Raw genomic sequence first — 20707 nt, forward strand, 5'->3', positions numbered from 1 at the left:
GAGCCGCTGCCGCGGCTAGCGGAGTTGGGCCGCTGCCGCGGCTAGCGGAGCTGGGCCGCTGCCGCGGCGGGAAGCGGGTCGAGGCCCCCGTCGTCGGCCAGCGCCAGCAGCCGCGCACGCATCCGCGGATCCCAGAACCGCCGCACGTGATCCGCCACCGCTGCCGCCGCGACCTCGGCCGGCAGATGCGCGAACTGCCGAGCGATGTCGTTGATCAACCGCCGCTCCGGCACGACGGCGGTATGGGCTCCGCCCGCGGCGACCGGTGCGGCCGCCGCGGGCGGTTCGGCCGGCATCAATCCACCCCCGCCGGGACCGGGGCCGCCAACGCCACCTGCACCGCGGTCACCTTGTACTCGGGGCAGTTCGTGGCCCAGTCCGAGTGCTCGGTCGTCACCACGTTCGCCCCGGTGATCGGGTGGTGGAACGTCGTGTAGACCACTCCGACCGGCATCCGGTCGGAGACCGTCGCCCGCAGCGTCGTCTCCCCCACCCGGCTCGCCAGCGTGACGAGATCACCATCGGTGATCCCCCGCTCCGACGCGTCGTGCGGATGCAACTCCAGCAGATCCTCGGGGTGCCACGCCACGTTCCCCGTGCGCCGGGTCTGGGCACCGACGTTGTACTGGCTCAGGATCCGCCCGGTGGTGAGCACCAGCGGGAACCGCCGCGTCGTCCGCTCCTCCGTCGCGACGAACTCGGTCCGCACGAACTTCCCGAGCCCGCGCGTGAACGTGTCGACGTGCATGATCGGCGTCCCGGACGGGGCCGACGAGTTGCACGGCCACTGGATGCTGCCCAGCTTGTCCAGCGCCTCGAACGACACCCCGGCGAACGTCGGCGTCATCGCGGCGATCTCGTCCATGATCTCGCTGGGGTGCGAGTACGACATCGGATACCCCATCGCGGTCGCGATCTCCGAGACGATCTCCCACTCGCCCTTGCCGGTCTTCGGCGGCATCACCGCACGCACCCGGTTGATGCGCCGCTCGGCGTTGGTGAACGTGCCGTCCTTCTCCAGGAACGACGCCCCGGGTAGGAACACGTGCGCGAACTTCGCGGTCTCGTTCAGGAACAGGTCCTGCACGACGACCAGGTCCATCGACGACAGCGCCGCGGTGACGTGCTGCAGGTTCGGATCCGACTGCGCGATGTCCTCACCGTGCACGAACAGTCCGCGGAACGACCCGTCGATCGCGGCGTCGAACATGTTCGGTATCCGCAGTCCGGGCTCCGGCAGAATCGACACGTCCCACTGCGACTCGAACTGCCCGCGCACGACGTCGTCGGAGACATGGCGGTAGCCAGGCAGTTCGTGCGGGAACGAACCCATGTCACAGGAACCCTGGACGTTGTTCTGCCCGCGCAGCGGGTTGACCCCGACCCCGTCGCGGCCGACGTTGCCGGTGGCCATCGCGAGGTTCGCCAGGCCCATCACCATCGTCGAGCCCTGGCTGTGCTCGGTGACGCCGAGGCCGTAGTAGATGGCCCCGTTCGGCGCCGACGCGTACAGCCGGGCTGCCGCGCGCACCGAAGCCGCCGGCACGCCGGTGATGCGCTCCACGGCCTCCGGGCTGTTCTCCGGACCCGCGATGAACGCAGCCCACTCGTCGTAGCCCTCGCAGCGTTCGGAGACGAAGTCGTCGGAGACCAGACCCTCGGTCACCACGACGTGCGCGAGCGCGTTCACGATCGCCACGTTCGTCCCGGGAGTGAGCTGCAGGTGGTGCGCGGCCTCGACGTGCGGGGAGCGCACGAGATCGATCCGCCGCGGGTCCACCACGATCAGCTCGGCGCCCTCACGCAGCCGACGCTTCATCCGCGATGCGAACACCGGGTGCCCGTCGGTCGGGTTCGCGCCGATCACCATGATGACGTCGGCCAGCGCGACCGACTTGAAGTCCTGCGTACCGGCGGACTCGCCGAACGTCTGCTTCAGGCCGTAGCCGGTCGGCGAGTGGCAGACCCGCGCGCACGTGTCGACGTTGTTGTTGCCGAACGCCGCCCGCACCATCTTCTGGACGACCCAGACCTCCTCGTTCGTGCAGCGTGACGAGGAAATGGCGCCGATCGAGCCGGGGCCGTGCGTGCTCTGGATCTCCCGGAATCCCCGGGCGACGGTCCCGATCGCCTCTTCCCACGAGGCCTCCCGCCAGGGGTCGGTGATGGACTCCCGCACGAGAGGGGTCAGCACCCGGTCCGGGTGCGTCGCGTACCCGAACGCGAACCGGCCCTTCACGCACGAGTGGCCCTCGTTCGCGCCGCCGTCCTTGTGGGGCACCATCCGCACGAGTTCGGTGCCGCGCAGCTCGGCCTTGAACGAGCAGCCGACCCCGCAGTACGCGCAGGTCGTGATCACCGTGCGGGACGGCATGCCCAGCTCGACGACCGACTTCTCCTGCAGCGTGGCCGTGGGGCACGCCTGGACGCAGGCGCCGCAGGACACGCACTCGGAGTCCAGGAACGACGTCGGACCGGGCGCGACCTTGGACTCGAAGCCGCGGTTCGCGATCGTCAGCGCGAACGTGCCCTGCACCTCGTCGCAGGCCCGCACGCAGCGCGAACAGGCGATGCACTTGGACTCGTCGAAGTCGAAGTACGGGTTGCTGGTGTCCTTGGGGGCGTCCAGGTGGTTCTCGCCCTCGTAGCCGTAACGGACCTCGCGCAGGCCCACCGCTCCGGCCATGTCCTGCAGCTCGCAGTCGCCGTTGGCCGCGCAGGTCAGGCAGTCCAGCGGGTGGTCGGAGATGTACAGCTCCATGACCCCGCGGCGCAGCCGCTCGAGGTGCGGCGACTGCGTGCGGATTCGCATCCCTTCGTCGACCGGCGTGGTGCAGGAGGCGGGAGTGCCCTTGCGTCCATCGATTTCGACGACACACAGGCGGCACGATCCGAACGCTTCCAACGAGTCGGTGGCGCAGAGTTTCGGGACCTGCACACCGGCTTGGGCGGCCGCGCGCATCACCGAGGTGCCCGGTGGCACCACGACCGGTAGCCCGTCCACCTCGACCGTGACGGTGGGTTCGCCGGGCCGCGCGGGAGTGCCGAAGTCGGGCTCTTTGAGAAGCGTCATGAGGGCACCTCCGGGGTGCGGGACTCGGTTCCGGTGTCGGTTCCCCGGCCGGACGCCGTGGCGGCGAGGTCGTCGGCGGCCGGCTCCGCACGGGAGGCGGCCTTGGCTGCGTTTTCCGGCACCGGCTCCACCGGGCCGGGGGCGGGCGGTTCGAAGTCGTCGGGGAAGTGGTTCAACGCGCTGCGTACCGGCATCGGGGTCAGGCCGCCCATCGCGCAGAGCGACCCGTCGGTCATCAGCACGCACAGGTCCTCGAGCAGGACGAGGTTCGTGTCGCGGTCCTCACCGGTCCGGATCCGGTCGATCACCTCGACGCCGCGCACGGCGCCGACGCGGCAGGGCGTGCACTTGCCGCACGACTCCTCGGCGCAGAACTCGAACGCGAACCGGGCCTGCGCGGCCATGTCGACGGTGTCGTCGAACACGACGACACCACCGTGGCCGAGCATCGCACCGGCCGCCGCGAACGACTCGTACTCCATCGGCAGGCCGAACTGCGTCGTCGGGACGTACGCGCCGAGCGGCCCGCCCACCTGGACGGCGCGCACCGGGCGTCCGGTGCGCGTTCCCCCGCCGTAGTCGTGCACCAGCTCGCCGAGCGTGAGACCGAACGCGGTCTCGACGATGCCGCCGCGGGACACGTTCCCGCCGAGTTGGAACACCTGCGTTCCCCGGGACCGCTCCATGCCCAGCCGCCGGTAGGCAGCGGCTCCGGCGGACAGGATCGCCGGCACGGTGGCCAGCGTCAGGACGTTGTTGACGACTGTCGGCTTGCCGAACAGGCCCTCGATGGCGGGAATCGGTGGCTTGGCGCGGACCATGCCCCGTTTTCCCTCGAGCGACTCGAGCATCGAGGTCTCTTCGCCGCAGATGTAGGCACCGGCGCCGACGCGGACGTGGAGTTCGAAGTCGAGCGCGGACCCCAGGATGCCCGTGCCGAGCCAGCCCCGCGAGGACGCCAGATCGATGGCCGTGCGGAACGTCGCCACCGCGTCCGGGTACTCCGACCGGATGTAGACGTACCCCTCGCCTGCCCCGACCGCGTGCGCCGCGATCGTCATGCCCTCGATCAGCGCGAACGGGTCGCCTTCGAGCATCATCCGGTCGGCGAACGTGCCGCTGTCACCCTCGTCGGCGTTGGCGCAGACGAATTTGATCGGACCGTCGCAGCCGAGCACCGTCTTCCACTTGATCCCGGCCGGGAAGCCGGCGCCGCCGCGGCCGCGCAGGCCCGACTCGGTAACTTCCTCGACGACCTCGCCCGGCGTCATCGCGAGTGCCCGGCGTAACCCCGCGATGCCGCCGTGGGCCACGTAGTCGTCCGGCGACAGCGGGTCGGTGACGCCCATCCGCGCGAACGTGACCCGGTTCTGCCGGGCCAGCCACGGGATGTCGTCGACGACGCCGACCCGCAGCGGGTGCGCGGCGCCGTCCAGCATTCCGGCGGACAGGAGCTCCGGGACGTCCTCCGCGGACACCGGGCCGTATCCGACCCGGCCGGACGGCGTTCCGACCTCGACGAGCGGCTCGAGCCAGAACATGCCGCGCGAGCCGTTGCGCACGACGTCGACGCCGAGATCCTGCAGAGCCTCGGCGACGTCGTCAGCACCCACCGAGCGCGCCGACGAGTCACGCGGGACGTAGACGGTCACGACAGCACCTCCCGCAGCTTGTCCGGCGTGACCCGCCCCAGCACCCGGCCGTCGACCTCGACCGACGGGCCGAGGGCGCAGTTACCGAGGCAGAACACCTGCTCGACGGTGATGGCCCCCGGCCCGCCGACCGGGTGACCGTGCTCGGCGGCGCTCGGCCCCGGTCGGCCGACCGGATGACCCTGCTCCGCCGCGCACGCGACCAGCTGCTCGGAGCCGACCGACTGGCACGCTTCCGCGCGGCAGATGCGCACGGTGCGGTTCGTGGCCGGTTCGGACCGGAAGTCGGTGTAGAACGTGATGACGCCGTGCACCTCGGCCCGCGACAGGTTCAGCTCGTGGGCCAGGATCGGGGTGGCGTCCGCGGGCACGTACCCGAGTTCCTCCTGCAGCGCGTGCAGGATCGGCAGCAGCGGCCCGCGCCAGTCCCGATGAGCGTCCACCACTCTTCGCACCGTGAGCACCAGCTGCGGATCGATGCCGGCGAGCGGGTTCGCCGGCTCGGTGCGCCGCCTCCGGCGCTCGCGCGGATCGATCCGCGACTCATCGGTGCGTGTCATCCCAGCCTCCCAGGGAATCAAGCCACCGCGGCGCGCGGGCCGGTGACCGTTCGTGCCAGAAGATCAACTGCGGCGTAGACGTTGCGCAGCGTCGGAGCGGGAACCCCGGTCAGGGCGGCGATCTCCACGACCGCGCCGATGATCGCTTCGAGCTCGAGCTCCTTGCCGGCCTCCAGGTCCTGGAGCGTGGAAGTCTTGTGGTGGCCGACGCGAGCTGCGCCGGCTATGCGGCGTTCGATCGACACGGATGGGTGGCAGCCAGTGGCCTCCGCGATGGCCACGGTCTCCCGCATCATCTCGGCGACCAAGCCGCGGGCACCGGGGTGCCCACACATGTCGACCATTGTCGCCCTAGTGAGCGCCGACAGCGGATTGAACGCGACATTGCCCATCAACTTGATCCAGACGTCGTCGCGCACATTGGGCTCGACCGGACACTTGAGACCTCCGGCGGTCATCGCGTCGCTGAACGCACGACACCGGTCGGAGCTCTCGCCGGACGGCTCCCCGATCGAGAACCGGGTCCCCTCCAGGTGCCTGATGACGCCCGGCGACTCGATTTCCGTCGAGCAATAGACGACGCAGCCGATCGCGCGGCGGACCGGCAGGACGTCGGAGACGGCACCGTCGGGGTCGACCGCTTCGATGCGGCGGTCGCGCAGTGGGCCGGGCAGGCCGTGGAAGTACCACCACGGGATGCCGTTCTGCGCCGCGATCACGGCGGTGTCCGGGCCGAGCAGCGGCGCGATCAGCGGTCCGCACCCGGCGTACTGGTGTGCTTTCAGGCCCAGGAAGACGTAGTCGACCGGGCCGACGTCACTCGGGTCGTCGGTGGCGTGGGTGGCGGCGGTGAAATCGCCCCGGGGGCTGAGCACGCGGACGCCGTCGCGCCGCAGTGCCTCCAGGTGCGCTCCACGGGCGATCAGGTGGACGTCGGCGCCCCCGCGGTGCAGGGCGGCGCCGACGTACGCGCCGATAGCCCCGGCACCGAGCACGGCGATCCTCATGGGTGACTCCCGTCAAGAACTGGCGTGGAGTGCGCAGTCCCGGCCCGGGCGGGGAAGCCCGGGCCGGGCCTGTGCGAGGTCAGGCGGACAGTGCCAGGGACTCCTGGCTGGTGGCGCGGAGGTCGCGGCCGGGTTGCCGCAGGAGCATCGCGAGGAACGCCGTGACGATGCCGATCGTCCCGGCCAGGATGAACGCGCCCCCGTAGCCCCAGGCCGCGACGACGACAGCGCCGAGACCGGACCCGACCAGGCCGGACACCAGCTTCGAGCTGTAGACCATCCCGTAGTTCGACGCGTTGTTGTTCTCCCCGAAGAAGTCCGCGGTCATCGCGGCGAACAACGGGAAGATCGCGCCGCCACCGAACCCGGACACCATCGAGGCCAGCAGGAACAGCGGCATGTTGCCGATCGAGCCGGAGAAGTACACCGCGTACTGGGCGCCTCCCAGCACCAGGCAGACGATGACCAGCGTCTGCCGGCGCCCGTAGCGGTCGGAGATCCAGCCGATGACGCCTCGCCCGGTGCCGTTGATGATCGCCTTGAGGCTCATCGCCAGCGCCACGATCCCACCGGCGAAGCCCATCTCGTCACCGAACGGCACCTGGAACGCGATGCCGAAGATGTTGATACCGGCGGTGCAGAGCAGGCAGAACCACATCAGCGGCAGGACGGGCGTCCGGATCGCCTCCGACGGCTTGTACTGCTTGACCGCCGGCGGGTTCTTCAGCAGCGAACGACGGATGCGCGGGTCGTCGGCCGCGGCGCGCAGCGGGTCGACGTGCGGCGGCCACCAGTTCTTCGGCGGGTCGACGAAGAAGACCCCGACGATCGCGACGACGGCCGCCAGCCCGAAGCCCACCGCGGTGAGGATCCAGCCCAGGTTCCCGACGTCCATGTACGACTTGAACAGGAAGATGAACGGCACCGAACCGTACGCGAAGCCGCCGTTGACGAAACCGGTCTTCCCGCCCCTGCGCTCCGGGTACCACTTGCCGACCATGTTGACGCAGGTCGCGTACACGGCACCGGCGCCGCAGCCGCCGAAGAAGCCGAACCCGAGGTAGGCGATCCAGACGTTCGGCGCGTAGGCCAGCGCGAGGTAGCCGAGCACCGTGCCGAACGCGCCGACCATCATCGCGTTACGTGCCGAGAGCGTGCCGCGTTCACGCAGCTCACCAACCGGGAACGCCACTGCGGCCTGAAAGAAGATCCAGACGCCGAGCAGCCAGAAGATGTGTGCGCCGTGCCAGCCGTGGGCACCGGACAGCGTCTCCTCCGCCGAGGAGAACGCGTACTCCGAGGACGAGATCGCCATCATCGCGAACCACGGCAGGAACACCATCCAGCGGCGGGAGCGGCCCATGATCTGCCGATCCGTTTCCCCGATCCGGAAGACCCGGCCGTTCACGTCCTTTACTTCTCGATACCCATCAGTCTGTCCGTCTGGCTTGGACATTTCGGAAGTACTCACGCTGGACCTCCAGGAGCAGGGGTTTCGGAACGTTCACCGCCGCGTTTCTGAAAAGCACTGTTCGGGTCGAGCTCAGAGCAGTCCCGCTGCGCGGGCCCATCGGTACTTGGCGCCGAGAACCGCCACGGGCTTCTCGGTCGTGTAGGGGTAGGCCACGATCCCGTGGCGGTAGAGGTGTTCGCTGGCTTCCTCGACCTCGACGTCTCCGGACAGCGAGGCCACGACGGGCTTGTGGATCCCCTTCGCCCGGAACTCCTCGACGACGTCGACGACGAGCTCGGCGAACGTCATCGGGGGCGTCACGATCGTGTGCCAGTAGCCGAGGATCAGCGAGTGGATCCGCGGGTCGGACAGGCCCAGCGCGATCGTGTTGCGGTAGGTCGACGGCGGTTCGCCGCCGGTGATGTCGACGGGGTTCCCGGCCGCACCGAACGGCGGGATGAACGCACGGAACGCCTCGTCCAGGTCGCCGGGGATCCGCATCAACGACAGGCCGTTGTCGACGCAGGCGTCGGAGAGCAGCACCCCCGAACCGCCGGCTCCGGTGATGATGACGACGTTCTCGCCCTTCGGCGTGGGCAGCAGCGGGATGCCCCTGGCGTACTCGAGCATGTCGTTCAGCCCGGGTGCCCGGATGACGCCGCTCTCCCGCAGGATGTCGTCGTAGACCGCGTCGTCGCCGGCGAGGGCACCGGTGTGCGAGCCGGCTGCCCGCGCACCCTCGGACGTGCGTCCGGCCTTCAGCACGATCACCGGCTTCTGCTTCGACACGCGCTGCGCGGTCTCCGCGAACGCCCGCCCGTCCTTGAGGTCCTCCAGGTGCATCGCGATCAGCGAGGTGTTGTCGTCGTCCTCGAAGAACGTCAACAGGTCGTCCTCGTCGAGGTCGGCCTTGTTGCCGACGCCGACGATCGCCGAGACGCCCATCCGGGCCGAGCGGCTGAACCCGAGGATCGCCATGCCGATGCCGCCGCTCTGCGAGGAGAGCGCGACGCCACCCTGCACGTCGTACGGCGTGCAGAACGTCGCCGAGAGGTGCTCGGGTGTGTAGTAGTAGCCGTAGATGTTCGGCCCGAGGACGCGCACGCCGTGCTTGCGGGCGATCTCGACGACCTCGTCCTGGAGGTCCTGGTTGCCGGTCTCGCCGAAGCCGGACGGGATGAGGATCGCTCCCGCCACACCCTTGGCGCCGGCCTCCTCCAGGGCCGCCGGCACGAACTTCGCCGGGATCGCGAAGATCGCCACGTCGACGTCGTCTTCGATGTCGTTGATGGTCTTGGCAGTGGGGAGCCCGAGGATTTCCGGTGTCTTCGGGTTCACCGGGTGGATCCGGCCCCGGTAACCCCCGTTGACCAGGTTCTTCATCACCGAGTTGCCGATCTTGCCGTCCTCGGCCGACGCCCCGATCACCGCGACCGACGCGGGGCGCATGATCCGGTTCATCGAGGCGAGGATCTCGTCGCGGGTGAACCGGTGCGGGGTCCTCGCGGCGTCGGCGTCGACCAGGATGCGGACGTCCACCGCGGTGACGCTGGCGCTGGTGGCCAGCACCGGGTTGAGGTCGACCTCGGAGATCTCCGGGAAGTCGGTGACCAGGTCGGAGACGCGCTGGATCAGCTGGGCGAGCCCTTCCAGATCCGCCGGCTCGGCGCCGCGTACACCCCGGAGGATCTCCGCCGCCTTGATGCCGTCGACCATCGACCGCGCGGTCTCCAGCGACGTCGGCGCCAGCCGGAACGTCACGTCCTTGAGTACCTCGACCAGTACACCGCCGAGCCCGAACGCGACGATCTTGCCGAACGTCTGGTCGGTGACCGCACCCACGATCACCTCGTGGCCGCTGGTGAGCATCTCCTGCACCTGGACGCCGACGATCCGGGCGTCGGCGTCGTACTCGCGGGCGTTGCGCACGATCGTGCGGTAGGCGTCCGCGGCTGCGGCGCCGTCGGCCACGCCGACGATGACCCCGCCGGCTTCGGTCTTGTGCAGGATGTCCGGTGAGACGATCTTGAGGACGACGGGGAAGCCGATCTTCGTGGCGACGGCGACCGCGTCCTCGGGGTTCGTGGCGAGCCCCTCGCCGGGAGTGCGAATGCCGTAGGCCGCCACCAGTGCGCGGCCTTCCGGCGCGGTCAGACTCTCGCGGCCCTCGGCGCGGATCTGATCGAGGATCCGCCGTACGGCGGCCTTGTCATAGGTCGGGCCGGATTCGGCGGTCGACGACGCTTCGGTCTGAACGGCCATGATGTGGAGTCCCCTCAGATCGCGCCGGCGGCGCGGAACGCGTCGGCGCGGTCGGCCAGGCCGAGCTCGGCCAGGACCTGGTCGGTGTGCTCGCCGAGCAGCGGCGACCGCTCGACGTCGACGGGTGAGTCGGAGAGTTTGATCGGCATGCCGACGGTCTTGAACGCACCCCGCTCCGGGTGGTCGACCTCGACGACCGACCCGAGCTGCGCGAGCGTGTCGTCCTCGATCAGCTCACGGGTGGACAGGATCGGGCCGCACGGGATGTCGTGGGCGTTGAGGTCCTCCATCACGGCCCACTTGGTGTGCTTCTCGGTCCACTCCTCGATCAGCGCGAACATCTTGTCGAGCTTGTCCAGGCGGGCCTTCGGGGTACTCCACGCCGGGTCCTCGGCGAGCTCCGGTCGGCCGATGAGCTTCGCGATCGGTGCCCAGCCGGTGGGCTGCACGATCACGTAGATGTAGTCGTTCGGGCCGCCGGGGGCGCACTTCACGGCCCAGCCGGGCTGGCCACCGCCGGACGCGTTGCCCGAGCGCGGCACCTCGTCACCGAAGTTGTCGTTGGGGTACTCGCCGAGCGGGCCGTGAGCAAGGCGCTGCTGGTCGCGCAGCTTGACGCGGCAGAGGTTGAGCACGGCGTCCTGCATCGCCACCTGGACACGCTGGCCACGGCCGGTGTTCGTGCGCTGGTAGAGCGCGGCGAGGATGCCGGCGACGAGGTGCACGCCGGTGCCGGAGTCGCCGATCTGGGCGCCGGTGGCGGTCGGCGGGCCGTCCTCGTAGCCGGTGGTGCTCATCGAGCCGCCCATGGCCTGGGCGACGACCTCGTAGGCCTTGAAGCCGGCGTAGCGGCCGGGGCCGAAGCCCTTGATCGAGGCGTAGATCAGGCCTGGGTTGAGTTCCTGCAGCCGTTCCCAGGAGAAGCCGAAGCGGTCGACGACGCCCGGTCCGAAGTTCTCCACGAGCACGTCAGCTTCGCCGACGAGCTTGGTGAAGATCTCCTTGCCTTCGTCGGACTTCATGTTCACGGTGATGCTGCGCTTGTTGCAGTTCAGCATCGTGAAATACAGGCTGTCGACGTCGGGCACGTCGCGGAGTTGGGCGCGGGTGATGTCGCCGCGGCCCGGGGTTTCGAGCTTGATGACGTCCGCCCCGAGCCAGGCGAGTAACTGGGTGGCGGAAGGTCCGGATTGGACGTGCGTCATGTCGAGGATTCGGATTCCGTCGAGCGCCTTACTCATGGCGTCCTCCTGCGTCGTCGGGCGCTTGCATATTGCATACCGTATGACGTGATCAGTATGGTGGCGTACCTCACACTGCGGTGTCCACCGATTGCCAGAATCAGTCCGAAGTAGCTGGTCAGGGGCCGAGGCGGCGGCCCGAGCGGCCGCGACTCGGGCCGGTTTCGCGCTAGCGGCCTGGGAGGCGGAGTAGAGGGCGGCCGGGGCGGCGGAGGCGGGCGGCAGCGAGCGCGCCGGCGAAGCCCAGCGCGCCCGCCACGGCGAAGGCCGCGAGGCCCCCTGCGGTGTCGACCCGCTCGGCCGCGGGCGCGGCGGCGGCGAGGAGTAGGCCTCCTACTCCCCCGACCGCCTTGCCGGTGTAGACGAGCCCGTAGTTGGAGAGCGTGGCCTCGTCGCCGAACCAGTCGCGGACGAGGCCGACCAGCAGCGAGTACCCGGCGCCAGTGCCCGCACCGGCGATCGCCGCCGACAGCACCACCGCGGCAGGATCGTCGCCACCGACCCCGGCCAACAGGCCGAACTGCGCGAGCCCGCCGAGCAACAGCGCAGCCGTCAGCATCCGACGACGCCCGAGGCGATCGGAGAGCCGCCCGGTGACCACCCGCGCCAGCCCCGTGGTCAGCGCGAGCACCCCGATCGAGGCGGCACTCCCCACGCCGTGACCTTCTCCGCTCGCGGAGGCAGCGAGATAGCCGAGATCGAACAGCGCCATCGCCGCGATCACGCCGACCAACACCCACATCAACGGCAACATGCCACTGCGCAACGCGTCAGCCGGCCCGTACGACCGGAACGCCGGCGCATTGTTCGGGATGCTCCGATTGAGACGCCGATCCAGCGCCCAGAGCCGAGGATCGATCTGCGCCGGCCACCAGTGCTCCGGCGGACGCCGCACCACCAGCGCGGCCGCGAACACCGCACCGAACACCAGCACGGCCGCGACATCGAACAACAGCGGCCGTGCGTCGACGAAGTACGCGACCACCACGAACGGCACCGCCCCGTACCCGAACGCCCCGCTCACCGCGCCGGTGACGCCGGCGACCCGCTCCGGGAACCACTCGGTCGCGACGCCGATGCACACGACGTAGACCAACCCGGCACCGATCCCACCGAGCACCGAGTAGCCCAGCAGCACGACCGCCAGCCTCCCGGTGTGGGCGGGCGTAGCGAGCCCGACCCCGCACAGCACCGCGGCGAGAGCCAACAGACGGCCACCGAACCGGCGGAACAACCAGGTGGCCGGCGCTGCGACCCCGGCCTGACATGCGACCCACAACCCGAGCACGCACAGCGCCTCGGTGCTGCTCCAGCCGTTCGTGCGGGCCAGCGAGGGCAGCGTCGCCGCCAGGCCGTACTGCAGCAACCCGGCCGCGGCCATCGCGAGCCACGGTGCGCGCAGCATCCACGCACGGGACCGGCCGATCAGTTCGGTGGCGTTCTCCCCCACCCGGTACTGCCGGCCGTGGAAGTCGGAAACGAGGGTGAAGCTCATCGCGGAACCTCCTAGCCATACTGTATGCAGTATGCCGCGAACGAGTCTGACGCATCCGCAGGCGGTCTGTCCAGGGTCGAGTGTGACCCAGTCCATTGCAGATCTGTCGCTGTCCGTGCCGATCGTGCTTGCGCTGCGTCTCTAACACCGCGCGGGACTTCGTCGTCGACGATGGGAATACGGGGATGAATCCGGAGAATCCGCCCACGGAAGCCACCTCCGCCCCGGCGAACCGCTCCGCCGGAGCGCGTGCGGGCTCTAGCCGCGAACCGCAACCTCGGCCACTACGAGATCGGCGTCAAGGGAACCAACCCGGTCCTGGCCTGCCTCGGGTTCCTGATCGTCGCCGCGATCCTGTTCGGCGTCGCCTGGGCCCTGGCGTGGCTCGCGCGCGTCACATCCTCGACGGCCGGGAAGCGAAGCTGCAGTTCGCGGCTGAGGCCGAGAGCTACCGCGACCGGATCATCGCGGCCCTCGCCGAGCTGCACCGGCCGGTCGACTTCTCCGTGGCCGACACGCCCCTGCCCGAGGAGCAGAAGGTCAACAAGCGGATCGCCGTCGTGTGCGCCGTGCTGGGCGTCCCCGGTGGTCTGTTCCTGAGTTTCCCGTTCTACCTCGTCGGGGTTGCCGATCGGCTTCGCGCTCGCGGCGAGCTACTGCGTGGTCGCGCTGATCGCGACCGGGCTGGCGTTCTTCTTCCCGAAGCTGAAGGTGCCGGCCGCGGTGTTCTTCGGCATCGTCGGTCTGATCGTCATCATCGAGGCGAACAAGCGGCTCGAGGTGAACTGGATCGTCGTGACGACGGCCGTCATCGCGCTGGAGGCAGCCGTCGTGGCCGGCTGGCGTGCGATCTGGCGGCGGATGCCCGCACCGCGGCGGCTGGGCGGCCGGCAGAGCCTCGCGCGTCAGCACGGGTGGCGGTACGAGGACGCGGCCCCGGTCCCGATCGCCGGGCTCGAGACGATGAAGAAGGTGATCGGCGTCCCCACCGGCGCGCGATCCGTCACCGGCGAGGGCGGGCTGGTCGCGACCGCCCACGGCGTCGAGTGCACGGTCTACGACCGGGTGCGCCGACGCCCGCAGCCCTCCTCGCCCCCGGCCGTATCACCCACCAGCAACTCCTCCAGGAAGTCCGAACCACCCTGGTCGGCGGTCAGCCCTGGAGCAGTTCGACGAGCGACGCGGCCATCGTCGCCGGGTCGCCGTCGGACGGGCGGAGTACGGCGTCGGGTGAGAGCGGCGCTTCGTAGGGGGCGTCCACGCCGGTCAGGCCGGGCTCGCCGCGCGCGTACAGGCCCTTCGGGTCGCGCGCGGCGCACACCTCGACCGGCGTGTCCACGAACACCTCGTGGAACGGCAGGCCGGCGGCGTGGTGCGCGGCGCGCACCGCGTCCCGGTCCGCGCGGTACGGGCTGACCAGCGACACGACGGCGACGGTGCCGGCGTCCGCGAACAGCTTCGCGACCTCGCCGACGCGGCGCACGTTCTCGGCCCGGTCGGCGGGCGAAAAGCCCAGGTCCGCGTTGAGCCCGTGCCGCAGGTTGTCCCCGTCGAGCAGGTACGCGGGGTGTCCCGCCGCGACCAGCCGTCGCTCGAGCTCCACCGCCACCGACGACTTGCCCGACGCCGGGAGCCCGGTCAGCCAGAACGTCGCACCGCGCGTGGCCCGGTCGTCACGGGTCACGCCCGACGAGTGCCAGCGCACGGAGGACGACGCGACCGCGGGCCCGGTGATCATGCCGGCCGCGACCGTCTCGTTCGTGACCTCGTCGACCAGGATGAACCCGCCGGTCGCGCGGTTGCGGCGGTAGGGGTCGTAGGTGAGTGGCTGCTGGGTGGCGAGGCGCACCCGGCCGATCTGGTTGAGCCGCAGCTCGGTGGCGTCCGGGTCGCGGTGCAGCGTGTTGACGTCCAGCTGGTACTCCAGCGCCCCGATCGTCGCCCGCGTCTCCCGGGTGGTGTGCCGCAGCACGTACCGCCCACCGACGGTCAGCGCGCTCCGCTCGGAGAACCAGCAGACCAGCGCGTCCACCTCAGTGCCGACGTGCGGCCGGTTCCCCGGCCGGCACAGCAGGTCACCGCGGCCGACGTCGAGGTCGTCGGCGAGCTGCACGGTGACCGCCTGCGGTGCGAACGCTTCCTCCAGCCGGACGCCACCGGGCCCCCACAGCGCCCGCACCGTGGTCGAGAACCCGCTCGGCAGCGCCACGATCTCGTCGCCCGGACGCAGCACGCCGCCGCCGAGCGTTCCCGCGTAACCGCGGAAGCCCGGGGAGCGCACCACGTACTGCACGGGGAACCGGGCGTCGATGAGGTTGCGGTCGGAGGCCACGTGCACCTGCTCCAGGTGGTGGAGCAGCGGCAACCCCTCGTACCAGGGCATGTTCGCGCCACGGTGGACGACGTTGTCGCCGTGCAGCGCGGAGACCGGCACGACGCTCAGGTCGTGCACCTCGAGCCGGGCCGCGAAATTCGTGAAGTCGGCGCTGATCTCCTCGAACCGCTCGGCGGACCACCCCACCAGGTCCATCTTGTTCACGCACAGCACCACGTGCGGGACGCCCAGCAGGCTGGCGAGGAACGCGTGCCGCCGCGACTGTTCGGTGAGCCCGTTCACGGCGTCGACCAGGATCAGCGCCAGATCGGCCGTGGACGCGCCGGTGACCATGTTCCGGGTGTACTGGATGTGCCCGGGGGTGTCGGCGATGACGAACGAGCGCTTCGGCGTCGCGAAGTACCGATAGGCGACGTCGATCGTGATGCCCTGTTCCCGTTCGGCGCGCAGGCCGTCCGTGAGCAGCGCGAGGTTGAGTTCCTCGCCGCGGTCACGGCTGGCCTGCTCGACCGCCTCGATCTGGTCGGTGAACGTGGTTTTGGAGTCGTAGAGCAGGCGCCCGACCAGCGTCGACTTGCCGTCGTCGACCGATCCGGCGGTGGCGACACGCAAAGACCTCATCTAGAAGTACCCCTCCCGCTTGCGGTCCTCCATGCCGGCGGCGGAGATCCGGTCGTCGGCGCGGGTGGCTCCGCGCTCGGTGACGCGGGTGGCCGCGATCTCGGTGACCACCTCGTCGGGGGTGGCCGCACTCGACTCGACGCAGCCGGTGCAGGTCGCGTCGCCGACGGTGCGGAAGCGCACCAGCGCGTCCACCGGCTCTTCGCCGTCGCGCAGGACCAGGTGCCGGGTGGAGGCGAGCAGCATGCCGTCACGCGCGACCACCGGACGCCGGTGGGCGTAGTAGAGCGACGGCAGCTCGATGTGCTCGTCGCGGATGTAACGCCAGATGTCGAGCTCCGTCCAGTTCGACAGTGGGAACACCCGGATGTGCTCACCCTGCCGGTGGTGTGCGTTGTAGAGGTTCCAGAGCTCGGGGCGCTGGCCGCGCGGATCCCACTGGCCGTGCCTGTCGCGGAAGCTGAACACCCGCTCCTTGGCGCGCGCCTTCTCCTCGTCGCGCCGGGCGCCTCCGAACACCGCGTCGAAACGGTGCTCGCCGATCGTCCGCAGCAAGGTAGTCGTCTGGAGGCGGTTGCGGCTGGCCCCCGGGCCGGTCTCCTCGACGACGCGACCGGCGTCGATGTCGTCCTGGACGTTGCCGACGATGAGGCGGACGCCGAGCCGGCGGACGCTCTCGTCGCGGAAGGCGAGCACCTCGTCGAAGTTGTGGCCGGTATCGACGTGCAGCACGCCGAACGGCAGCGGCGCGGGCCAGAACGCTTTCACGGCCAGGTGCAGCATCACGACGGAATCCTTGCCGCCGGAGAACAGCAGCACGGGCCGCTCGAACGTCGCCGCGACCTCGCGAACGATGTGGACCGCTTCGGCCTCCAACGCCTGCAGGTGGGTCATCTCGTAGGACACCGTCATGGCTCCGAATTAGAACAGGTTCTTGTGCGTGAAGCCAGGAAGCGGGAGGCTGTGCGACATGGAGAGCCGCACGCTGGACCACCTGCTCACGCTGGAGGACATCCGCCAGCTGAAGTACCGCTACCTGCGCAGCGTCGACCAGAAGGCGTGGGACGACCTAGCCGACACGCTGACCGCGGACGCGGTCGCCGACTACGGCACCCCCGCGATGGGCAACCGGTTACTGCTGACCGGCCGAATCGCGATCGTCACGTTCATGCGGGAGAACCTGGGGCCGGGTCTGATCAGCGTTCACGCGGCGGGCCAGCCGGAGATCGCGGTGAACGGGGATACCGCGACCGGGCGGTGGGCGTTCACCGACCTGATCATCGCGACGGAGTACCGGGTCGTGATCCAGGGCGCGGCGTTCTACGAGGACGAATACGCCCGTGACAGCGACGGCACCTGGCGGATCAGCCGCACCGGCTACGACCGCACGTACGAGGCGACGCTCTCCCTCGACGATCTCCCGAAGTTCCGGCTCACGTCGAATCGGTGGGCAAGCGTTGACCGATAATGAGAACCGGTTCTACGGTGCAACGGTGTTCACGCAACCGTTCGCGGACGCCATCGTCGAAGCCGAGAAGATCATCGCCGACGCACCGCACGTGAAAACCGAGCAGGATCTGCTCGAGGGGTACGACTACCTCGCCGGCAGCATCAAAGCCTCGCTGCACATGGCCTGGGCGTACGAGCGCGAGTTCCCGTTCTTCACGCAGTCCACCGGGCCGTACACGAAGATGGCGCTCGACAACCCCGACACGCTGTACTTCAACGCGCACCTGCGGCCCGAGGCGGAGTACGTGGTCACCGGGCGGCGCGGCACCACGCGGGACCTGAGTTTCCAGGTGCTCTCCGGGGACTACTCGGCGGCCGAGGTGCCCGACAGCCCGTCCGCGTTCGACGACCGGTCGATCGACGTGGCTCCGGACGGCACGTTCGAGGTGCGGTTCGGGCCCGGCCCGGCGGCGCGCAACTACGTGACGCTGGCGCCCGCCGCGACGATGCTCGCGGTGCGTGAGGTCTACAGCGACTGGGCGACCGAGAAGCGTGGCGAGATCCGGATCCACCGGGTCGACACCGCAGGTGGGGCGCCTCCGTTGCCGACCGCGGCGCAGCTGCAGAAGCGCTATTCGGTGGCCGGGAAGATGCTGCTGTCGCGGTTACGGACGTGGCTGCAGTTTCCCGAGTGGTTCTATCTGCAGTTGCCGGTGAACACGCTGACCGCGCCTCGCCTGACGCCTGGGGGGTTGTCCACGCAGTACTCGTCGGTCGGTCACTACGAGCTGCCCGACGACGTCGCGATGGTGGTGACCGTGCCGAAGTCGGATGCGCCGTATCAGGGCCTGCAGTTGGGGAGCCGCTGGTACATCTCGCTGGACTACCAGAACCACCAGACGAGCCTCACCGCTGACCAGGCTGCCGTGGACCCGGACGGGCTGATCCGGTTCGTGATCAGCGAGCAGAATCCCGGGCTGACGAACTGGATCGAGCGCACGGGGCACGATCGGGGGTTCGTGCAGCTCCGCTGGCAGCGGGTGGCGCGCGAGATGACCCCCGCCGACGGCCCCACCGTCGAACTGGTGCCCTTCTCCGAGCTGCCGGAGCGCGTGCCGTTCTACGAGGACCAGCGGATCACGCCCGAGGCATGGGCTGCCCGGATCGCCGTCCGCCAGGCGGCTGTGAACAACCGGATGCTCGGATGAGCGCGCCCCTCTCCGCCACCGGAGATGCGGCGGCCGACGGCGGGGCGGCCGGCAACGCGGCGGCCGCGGGGTCGCGGCCGGGTAACGAGTTGCTGCGCGACAAAGTCGTCGTCGTGTCCGGGGTCGGGCCAGGGCTGGGAAGGTCCATTGCGGTTCGGGCCGCGGCGGCCGGGGCGGACGTCGTGCTGGCTGCGCGCACCGAGGCACGGCTGGCCGAGGTGGCGAAGGAGGTCACGGCGCTCGGCCGCCGCGCTGTCACCTTCCGCACCGACATCCGCAGGGACGACGACGTCGAGGCGCTCGCCGAGGGCGCCCTCACCGCCTTCGGCCGCGTCGACGCACTGATCAACAACGCGTTCGCCATCCCACCCCTGGAGAATCTGCTCGACGTCGACCCGGACGGCATCCGGCGCGGCTTCGAGACCAATGTGCTGGCCGCGCTCGCGCTCACCCGGCGGTTCCTCCCAGCGCTGCAGGACAGCGCGGGCGCGGTCGTCTTCATCAACTCCGCGGTGCTGCGTCACTCCCGCCTGACGTTCGGCCCCTACAAGATGGCCAAAGCGGCCCTGCTCGCCCTCGCGCAGAACCTGGCCACCGAGGTCGGCCCTCGGGGAGTGCGGGTCAACTCCGTCGCCCCCGGCTACATCTGGGCCGACAACCTCAAGTGGTACTTCAACTACCTCGCCGAGGAACGCGGCGTGACGTCGCAGGACGTCTACGACGAGACCGCAGCCGACCTCGACCTGCGCCGGCTCCCCGAACCGGACGAGATCGCCGACGCGGCGGTGTTCCTGGCCTCCCCGATGGCCAGCGGCATCACCGGCCAGTGCCTCGACGTCAACTGCGGCGAGTGGCACCACTGATGGCGGGACGCGAGAAGGTCGGCACTGTCGAGGATCTGCACGCCTCGGCCACGAAGATCACCGGGCTCACGGACTTCGGCGACGACGACTACCAGGAGGGTCTGGCCGTCCTGCTCGAGTCCTACGCCGAAGACGCCGCCCTCACCCCGCTCGGCAACGCGGTGAAACGCGCGTTCCTCCGGGGTGCGCTGGTGGCCCGCCTGCTGTCCGAGGCCGCCTGGAAACAGCACCCGGAGTACGCCGACAACCCGATCGAACGACCGATCTTCGTCACCGGGCTCCCCCGCACCGGCACCACCGCACTCCACCGGCTGCTGACCGCCGACCCGGCGCACCAGGGTCTGGAGATGTGGCTCACCGAGGTCCCCCAACCCCGGCCACCGCGCGAGACCTGGGACGCCGACCCGCTCTACCAGCGCCTCCAAGCCGCGTTCGAGACGCACCACGTCGAGCATCCCGAGTTCATGGGCCTGCACTACATGTCGGCCGACCAGGTCGAGGAGTGCTGGCAGCTGCTCCGCCAGTCGATGGAGTCGATCTCGTTCGAGTGCCTCGCGCACCTGCCGAGGTACTCGCAGTGGCTGGCTTCGCGGGACTGGCGGTCGGCCTACCAGCGGCACCGCCGCAACCTGCAGCTCATCGGCCTACCGGACGCCGGCAAACGCTGGGTCCTGAAGAACCCGAGTCACCTGTTCGCGCTCGACGCACTGTTTCAGGCCTATCCCGACGCCCTGGTGATCCAGACGCACCGCGCGCCGAGGACCGCGATGGCGTCGGTGTGCAGCCTGGCCCAGGCGGCGACCACCGGCTGGTCGACGCGCTTCACAGGGGACGTCGTCGGGCGGGACCAGCTCGACCTGTGGTCACGCGGCCTCGACCGGTTCCGCGCCGACCGCGCGAAGTACGACCCGGCGCAGTTCTGCGACGTCGAGTATTCGGACTTCGTCGCCGACCCGCTCGGCACCGCGGAGCGCGTCTACGAGCACTTCGGCCTGTACCTCACCGCCGACGCCCGTGACGCCATGGCCACGCTGCACGAACAGAGCCGCACCGGCGACCGGAAGCCGGCCCACCGGTACACGCTCGACGACTTCGGCCTCACCCCGCAGCAGGTCGACGAACGCTTCACCGACTATCTTTCGAGCCACCCGATGTAACTCTCGGCCCGCCCGGCGCACTACGCGTCCACGCGTACGCGGTGTCGCGGGTCGGAACCTCGCTCGCCGAGGAGGTCGTCGCCGAGACGTTTCTCGTCGCCTGGCGGCGCATCGACGTCGTGCCACGCGAGCGGCCGCTGCCGTGGCTGCTCGCGACCGCGCGCAACATCGTGCGCGAGCGGTGACCGCACGGGAACCCGCCCGAGCCGCCTCCGGCCGCGCCGCACCGCGTCGCGTCGCGTCGCGTCGCCGTCCGTAGCGGTGGTCAGGCGACCCGCGCGTGCGCACCTGGCTGTACGACGACACGTACTACGCGGTGGTCGGCTTCGTC

The 20707-nt window shown here is 70.0% G+C and carries 18 protein-coding genes; 5 read left to right on the plus strand and 13 right to left on the minus strand.

From position 1 onward, the window contains the following. Positions 1 to 41: 41 nt before the first annotated feature. From ACGFY5_RS35920 to cysD, 13 genes are all read right to left on the minus strand, one after another. Positions 42 to 296 carry a formate dehydrogenase subunit delta gene (locus tag ACGFY5_RS35920; RefSeq protein ID WP_392727418.1) on the minus strand — a complete coding sequence of 85 codons (255 nt, stop codon included), beginning with the start codon at positions 294 to 296 and terminating at the stop codon, positions 42 to 44. Then, a complete protein-coding gene (gene fdhF / locus ACGFY5_RS35925) occupies positions 296 to 3073 on the minus strand; it encodes a formate dehydrogenase subunit alpha (protein ID WP_392727421.1) in 2778 nt (925 codons plus the stop codon). Before fdhF ends, ACGFY5_RS35920 begins: the two co-directional genes overlap by 1 nt. Beyond that, positions 3070 to 4725, minus strand: a complete 1656-nt coding sequence (locus ACGFY5_RS35930) for a formate dehydrogenase beta subunit (RefSeq protein WP_392727422.1) — start codon at positions 4723 to 4725, stop codon at positions 3070 to 3072. The genes fdhF and ACGFY5_RS35930 overlap by 4 nt, the downstream gene beginning before the upstream one ends. Next, positions 4722 to 5285 (minus strand): NAD(P)H-dependent oxidoreductase subunit E, encoded by a 564-nt coding sequence (locus tag ACGFY5_RS35935; RefSeq protein ID WP_392727425.1) that lies wholly within the window; start codon positions 5283 to 5285, stop codon positions 4722 to 4724. The genes ACGFY5_RS35930 and ACGFY5_RS35935 overlap by 4 nt, the downstream gene beginning before the upstream one ends. 17 nt (positions 5286 to 5302) lie before the next feature. Then, positions 5303 to 6292 carry a 2-dehydropantoate 2-reductase gene (locus ACGFY5_RS35940; RefSeq protein WP_392727427.1) on the minus strand — a complete coding sequence of 330 codons (990 nt, stop codon included), beginning with the start codon at positions 6290 to 6292 and terminating at the stop codon, positions 5303 to 5305. 79 nt (positions 6293 to 6371) lie between these two features. After that, positions 6372 to 7748 carry an OFA family MFS transporter gene (locus ACGFY5_RS35945; protein WP_392727850.1) on the minus strand — a complete coding sequence of 459 codons (1377 nt, stop codon included), beginning with the start codon at positions 7746 to 7748 and terminating at the stop codon, positions 6372 to 6374. Positions 7749 to 7835: 87 nt separating this feature from the next. Beyond that, a complete protein-coding gene (locus ACGFY5_RS35950; RefSeq protein WP_392727430.1) occupies positions 7836 to 10007 on the minus strand; it encodes an acetate--CoA ligase family protein in 2172 nt (723 codons plus the stop codon). Positions 10008 to 10021: 14 nt separating this feature from the next. After that, positions 10022 to 11248: a formyl-CoA transferase gene (frc, locus tag ACGFY5_RS35955; protein WP_392727432.1), complete on the minus strand. Its 1227-nt coding sequence runs from the start codon at positions 11246 to 11248 to the stop codon at positions 10022 to 10024. A gap of 169 nt (positions 11249 to 11417) precedes the next feature. Then, on the minus strand, positions 11418 to 12743 hold the full coding sequence (locus tag ACGFY5_RS35960; RefSeq protein WP_392727434.1) for an MFS transporter: 1326 nt from the start codon (positions 12741 to 12743) through the stop codon (positions 11418 to 11420). 284 nt (positions 12744 to 13027) lie between these two features. After that, the gene (locus ACGFY5_RS35965; RefSeq protein WP_392727436.1) at positions 13028 to 13231 is read right to left on the minus strand and encodes a hypothetical protein; all 204 of its coding nucleotides are present in this window, start codon (positions 13229 to 13231) and stop codon (positions 13028 to 13030) included. A gap of 165 nt (positions 13232 to 13396) precedes the next feature. Further along, on the minus strand, positions 13397 to 13555 hold the full coding sequence (locus tag ACGFY5_RS35970; protein ID WP_392727439.1) for a hypothetical protein: 159 nt from the start codon (positions 13553 to 13555) through the stop codon (positions 13397 to 13399). Between the two features lie 341 nt (positions 13556 to 13896). Next, entirely contained in the window at positions 13897 to 15699 is a 1803-nt protein-coding gene (gene cysC / locus ACGFY5_RS35975) for an adenylyl-sulfate kinase (RefSeq protein WP_392727441.1), read from the minus strand. Further along, positions 15700 to 16611, minus strand: coding sequence for a sulfate adenylyltransferase subunit CysD (cysD, locus tag ACGFY5_RS35980; protein ID WP_392727443.1), 912 nt, complete (start codon positions 16609 to 16611; stop codon positions 15700 to 15702). It abuts the gene before it with no gap. Between the two features lie 58 nt (positions 16612 to 16669). Between cysD and ACGFY5_RS35985 the strand changes: the two genes are divergently transcribed. From ACGFY5_RS35985 to ACGFY5_RS36005, 5 genes are read left to right on the plus strand one after another with little or no spacing between them, the layout of a single operon-like run. Next, positions 16670 to 17167 (plus strand): nuclear transport factor 2 family protein, encoded by a 498-nt coding sequence (locus tag ACGFY5_RS35985; protein WP_392727446.1) that lies wholly within the window; start codon positions 16670 to 16672, stop codon positions 17165 to 17167. 25 nt (positions 17168 to 17192) lie between these two features. After that, positions 17193 to 18356: a hypothetical protein gene (locus tag ACGFY5_RS35990; protein WP_392727448.1), complete on the plus strand. Its 1164-nt coding sequence runs from the start codon at positions 17193 to 17195 to the stop codon at positions 18354 to 18356. Beyond that, positions 18353 to 19219 carry an SDR family oxidoreductase gene (locus ACGFY5_RS35995; RefSeq protein WP_392727450.1) on the plus strand — a complete coding sequence of 289 codons (867 nt, stop codon included), beginning with the start codon at positions 18353 to 18355 and terminating at the stop codon, positions 19217 to 19219. The genes ACGFY5_RS35990 and ACGFY5_RS35995 overlap by 4 nt, the downstream gene beginning before the upstream one ends. After that, a complete protein-coding gene (locus ACGFY5_RS36000) occupies positions 19216 to 20376 on the plus strand; it encodes a sulfotransferase family protein (protein ID WP_392727852.1) in 1161 nt (386 codons plus the stop codon). Before ACGFY5_RS35995 ends, ACGFY5_RS36000 begins: the two co-directional genes overlap by 4 nt. A 41-nt stretch (positions 20377 to 20417) precedes the next feature. After that, positions 20418 to 20561, plus strand: coding sequence for a hypothetical protein (locus ACGFY5_RS36005; RefSeq protein ID WP_392727453.1), 144 nt, complete (start codon positions 20418 to 20420; stop codon positions 20559 to 20561). Positions 20562 to 20707: the final 146 nt, after the last annotated feature.

Origin of the sequence: Cryptosporangium sp. NPDC048952 (genome assembly GCF_043197895.1) — a bacterium.
Classification (GTDB): domain Bacteria; phylum Actinomycetota; class Actinomycetes; order Mycobacteriales; family Cryptosporangiaceae; genus Cryptosporangium.